At 48.9% G+C, this 3,689-nt stretch carries 4 protein-coding genes; 2 read left to right on the top strand and 2 right to left on the bottom strand.

What is annotated here, in order from left to right; genetic code table 11:
- Window positions 1-573: 573 nt before the first annotated feature.
- Window positions 574-804, top strand: a complete 231-nt coding sequence (locus RMO52_RS23495) for a DUF1830 domain-containing protein (protein WP_309744919.1) — start codon at window positions 574-576, stop codon at window positions 802-804.
- An 89-nt stretch (window positions 805-893) separates the two neighbouring features.
- Here the strand turns inward: RMO52_RS23495 and RMO52_RS23490 are convergent, their stop codons facing one another.
- Window positions 894-2,924 (bottom strand): amylo-alpha-1,6-glucosidase, encoded by a 2,031-nt coding sequence (locus RMO52_RS23490; protein ID WP_310419181.1) that lies wholly within the window; start codon window positions 2,922-2,924, stop codon window positions 894-896.
- On the opposite strand from RMO52_RS23490, the gene RMO52_RS23485 reads away from it, so the two are divergent.
- Window positions 2,923-3,057, top strand: coding sequence for a hypothetical protein (locus RMO52_RS23485; protein WP_310419178.1), 135 nt, complete (start codon window positions 2,923-2,925; stop codon window positions 3,055-3,057). The genes RMO52_RS23490 and RMO52_RS23485 overlap by 2 nt on opposite strands.
- A 59-nt stretch (window positions 3,058-3,116) precedes the next feature.
- Here RMO52_RS23485 and RMO52_RS23480 read toward each other — a convergent pair.
- The coding region (locus RMO52_RS23480; RefSeq protein WP_310419176.1) for a toprim domain-containing protein at window positions 3,117-3,689 on the bottom strand (573 nt) is incomplete at its 5' end.

Below are 3,689 nucleotides of genomic sequence, written 5' to 3'. Positions count from 1 at the left end.
TAAATTACATATTGACAATCGTGCGGTTAAACCCGATCGGTCTTGGATTTAACCTAACACCGATCGCCAACCGACTTCAACGTCCCAAAAATTTTTCCTTACAAATTTATCGATCGCGACTGCTCTCGATAGAAGTATGTTAATGTAGTACTGCTGCCGATCGAGCCTAGTCAAGATCTATCACCTGCTAAGATTCGATCGGATCTGTCCGAGTTACCAGCAAAATCTCGATCGCTTGCAAATACTGGCTCGATCTCTCAATGGGTAATTTGTGGATGAAATAGCCAACATCTATCCGCTCATTTTCTCAATTAATATAGATTCTGTTTGTAGAGCGACCGGGCGAGCGTTAAAGTTAATAGAATCTGTCAGTGTATAATAACGGTGCGCGATCCCCAGTTTTATCATCGCTCTTTAAAGTCTGTCTTTTGGGGGATTCGAGTAGATTGACTAACCAGTAACCTAATCATTAGGGATATTTAGATCCCGTCTGAATCAAAACTCAAGAATACCATTAGGATCTTTACAATTGCCTAATGTACTTATTTATACTGATATATGGACGATCGATTGATGCTTCCCTTATCTTGCCGTTATCAAAATACCACTAATAAGTTCCAGATTATTATTGTCAATAGTATCGATACATTGGAACGATTATTGTTGCCGGGAATGGCGATCGAATTTCCAGCGCAATTAGAAGACTACGTTACGATTAAAGATGGCTATGTTACTTCAGTATCTGCCGACAATATTCCCTGTTGGAAGTTAAGGACGATCGATTCGGATGCAATACCAATTTGAGGTAAGAGGTAAGAGGTAAAAGGTAAAAGGTATCGAGCTGTCATTCGCCAATGAGACGTTGGGATAATGTATCGCAGCGGATAGCTACACTATTGCTCTGTTGCTACCCAGGCTTGCAAGACTGCGGCAACCGTCCAGGCTTGGGCGATACAGCCCCGTGCGGTCATAGGCGGGTCGCCATCGAAGATTTCGCTACAGGTGCCCAAACCGTGCGCTAGCAGGTGCTGGGCGATCGGTTCTAGATACTGTTTCGCCTGAGCGCGATCGCCGTGTACCTGTAAATGTGCTAGAACAAACGCACCCAGCAACCAGCCCCAAGTGGTGCCCTGGTGATAGGCTCCGTCGCGCTGGAATTGGGTGCCGCTGTAAGATCCTTGATAATCGGGATGATGCGGCGCTAGCGATCGCAATCCATAGGAAGTCAACAAGGAGCGTCCGCAAGCATCGACAATGCCACGTTGTTGAAGTGGGGGCAGTAGTGGCGCATAACCCTTGGCACCTCTGCCCGGTAAGGAGACGGCAAAGATTTGATTGGGACGTAGGGCGGCATCATCGCCAGCGGGACTGTCGAGTAAGTCGTAACAATAGCCAGTAGTGGGGTTCCAGAAGCGAGAGAATTTTGCTAAAGTTCGATCCGCGATCGCTTCATATTCGCGGGCAGGTTTACCCAGTTGACGCGCGAATTTGGCGATCGTCCGTAAGGCGCAGTACCACAGAGCATTAATTTCGATCGGTTTACCAATACGCGGCGTGACTACCCAATCATCGACTCTGGCGTCCATCCAAGTCAGTTGCACGCCTGCGGCTCCGGCATAGAGTAAGCCGTCACCCACATCGAGATGGATATTGTAGCGAGTACCGCGACAATGCCAATCGATAATATCGGCTAAGACGGGAAAAAGTTCGGTCAATAACTCATCGTCGGCGGTGGCGTCATAGTAACTGCGAATCGCCTCAAAATACCACAGCGTCGCATCGACAGTGTTATATTCGGGCACGTCACCCGCATCGGGAAAGCGATTGGGAATCGTGCCGCGAACGACATATTTGGCAAAGGTAAGCAGAATCGAGCGGGCAATTTCCAGGCGTCCAGTGGCGATCGTCAATCCCGGCAGACTAATCATCGTATCGCGTCCCCAGTCGCTAAACCACGGATAACCCGCGATGATGGTTTTCCCCTCGGGGATGTCGGGCACCGGACGATTGACAATAAATTGGTCGGCGGCTAAAACTAGTCTGTCGAGCCAATCCGGCCATTTTTGGTTGGGGGCGATCGTTCCCGGTCGATTGTGTTTCCACAAGTTGAGGAGTTTTTGCTCGCGCTCGCGGTGCAGTTTGAGTGCTTTTGAGCCGTCTAGATTGGGCTGTGGCGTGGTGCTAGCGACGAAAACGATCGATTCTCCCGGATTGAGGGTAACTTCAAAGGTGGCGGCGTGAAGGTGGTCTTCGCGATCGGTCAAGCCGCGCTCTCGTTCGATCGCCAGATCGAAGTTGTAGTGCCAGTTATGGGCAGGGGTGACGCTGGCGTCCCGCAAGGGTTCTTGGAGGGCATCGCTCAATAAATATAGCGGCGTCGCATTCGGCTCAGCCGTCACGCAAATACCCCGCTCGACTGGTGAGACATTCATTTGCTCATGGCTGTGAGTATCGCCATGATGGTCGCGATAATTTACCAAGGCGGCGAGGGTTAACTTCAGCGGTTGAGTGGCGCGGCTTAGGGTATAGCGGACGTAGGTAGTATTGGCTCCTTGCTGCATCCAGATCCGCTTTTCAAGCAGGGCATCCGCACACGCGAACCGCCACATTGGGATCGTGCCTTCAAGTTCAAAATATTCGATCTGGCGGTAGCCATGCGGATCGACGCTACCATCTGCCCAGCGATTGGTGTGGAGTGCGTAGGTATTTCGATCGTACACTGCCACCTCATCGAGTTTGGCAAGCAGCAAGGTACGACCTAGCGGGGGCTGCAATGCAGCAATGAGTAAGCCATGATAGCGACGGGACAACAATCCAGCCACCGTACCGGAGGCATAACCACCAATCCCATTGGTAACTAACCATTCGCGTGTTTGGGCACTACTTAGCTCGCCACAAATTTCTCGCCCAAATTCGATCCGCATGTTGCAATTTTTACTCACCGCTGGTGTGCTGTTAATTACTATGATAATGCTGTTGCTGGAGTTAGTCGCGATCGTTAGCTATCGACTCAATCGGCGTTTTCAACGCGCACAAAAAAAAGAGGATCTCAACTAATTAAGATCCTCCCGCTCGCTAAGTCATGAATACTGGCAATGCTCCACTACCCGAACTTACTAAATATCTAAGTCCATCAAACCTAATTTCGGCCCATAAGTTTCGATAAATTCACGACGCGGTGCTACACGATCGCCCATCAGAATTGTAAAGATCCGATCCGCTTCAGCAGCATCTTGAATCTCCACTCGTTTGAGCGTCCGAGTTGCCCGATCCATTGTAGTTTCCCACAACTGTTGAGGCATCATTTCTCCCAACCCTTTGAATCGCTGAATTGTGTAGTTGGCATTGGCTGGAAATTCAGATATTTTCTGTTGCAATTCGCGTTCGCTATAGCAATAGTAGTGATTGCGTCCGCGTTCTAATTTATAGAGCGGCGGGCAAGCAATATACACATAGCCTTCATCGATCAATGCGCGTTGATAGCGATAGAAGAATGTCAGTAACAGCGTCCGAATGTGGGCACCATCGACATCGGCATCTGTCATCAAACAAATCCGGTGGTAACGCAGTTGTTCTGATTTAAAATCTTCACCTTTGACACCCAATCCTAACGCAGTAATTAGAGCTTGAATTTCGGTGTTTTTGTAAATCTTAGAATCATCAGTTTTCTCAATGTTTAAAATCTTACC

Origin of the sequence: Chamaesiphon sp. OTE_8_metabat_110, from assembly GCF_031382685.1 — a bacterium.
Classification (GTDB): domain Bacteria; phylum Cyanobacteriota; class Cyanobacteriia; order Cyanobacteriales; family Chamaesiphonaceae; genus Chamaesiphon.
This window is presented reverse-complemented; position numbering and strand designations above follow the sequence as displayed.

Bases quoted from the DNA above. Each gene is read 5' to 3' on its own strand.
- RMO52_RS23495 (WP_309744919.1), top strand. From the start codon at position 574: ATGCTTCCCTTATCTTGCCGTTATCAAAATACCACTAATAAGTTCCAG.
- RMO52_RS23490 (WP_310419181.1), bottom strand. From the start codon at position 2,924: ATGCGGATCGAATTTGGGCGAGAAATTTGTGGCGAGCTAAGTAGTGCC.
- RMO52_RS23485 (WP_310419178.1), top strand. From the start codon at position 2,923: ATGTTGCAATTTTTACTCACCGCTGGTGTGCTGTTAATTACTATGATA.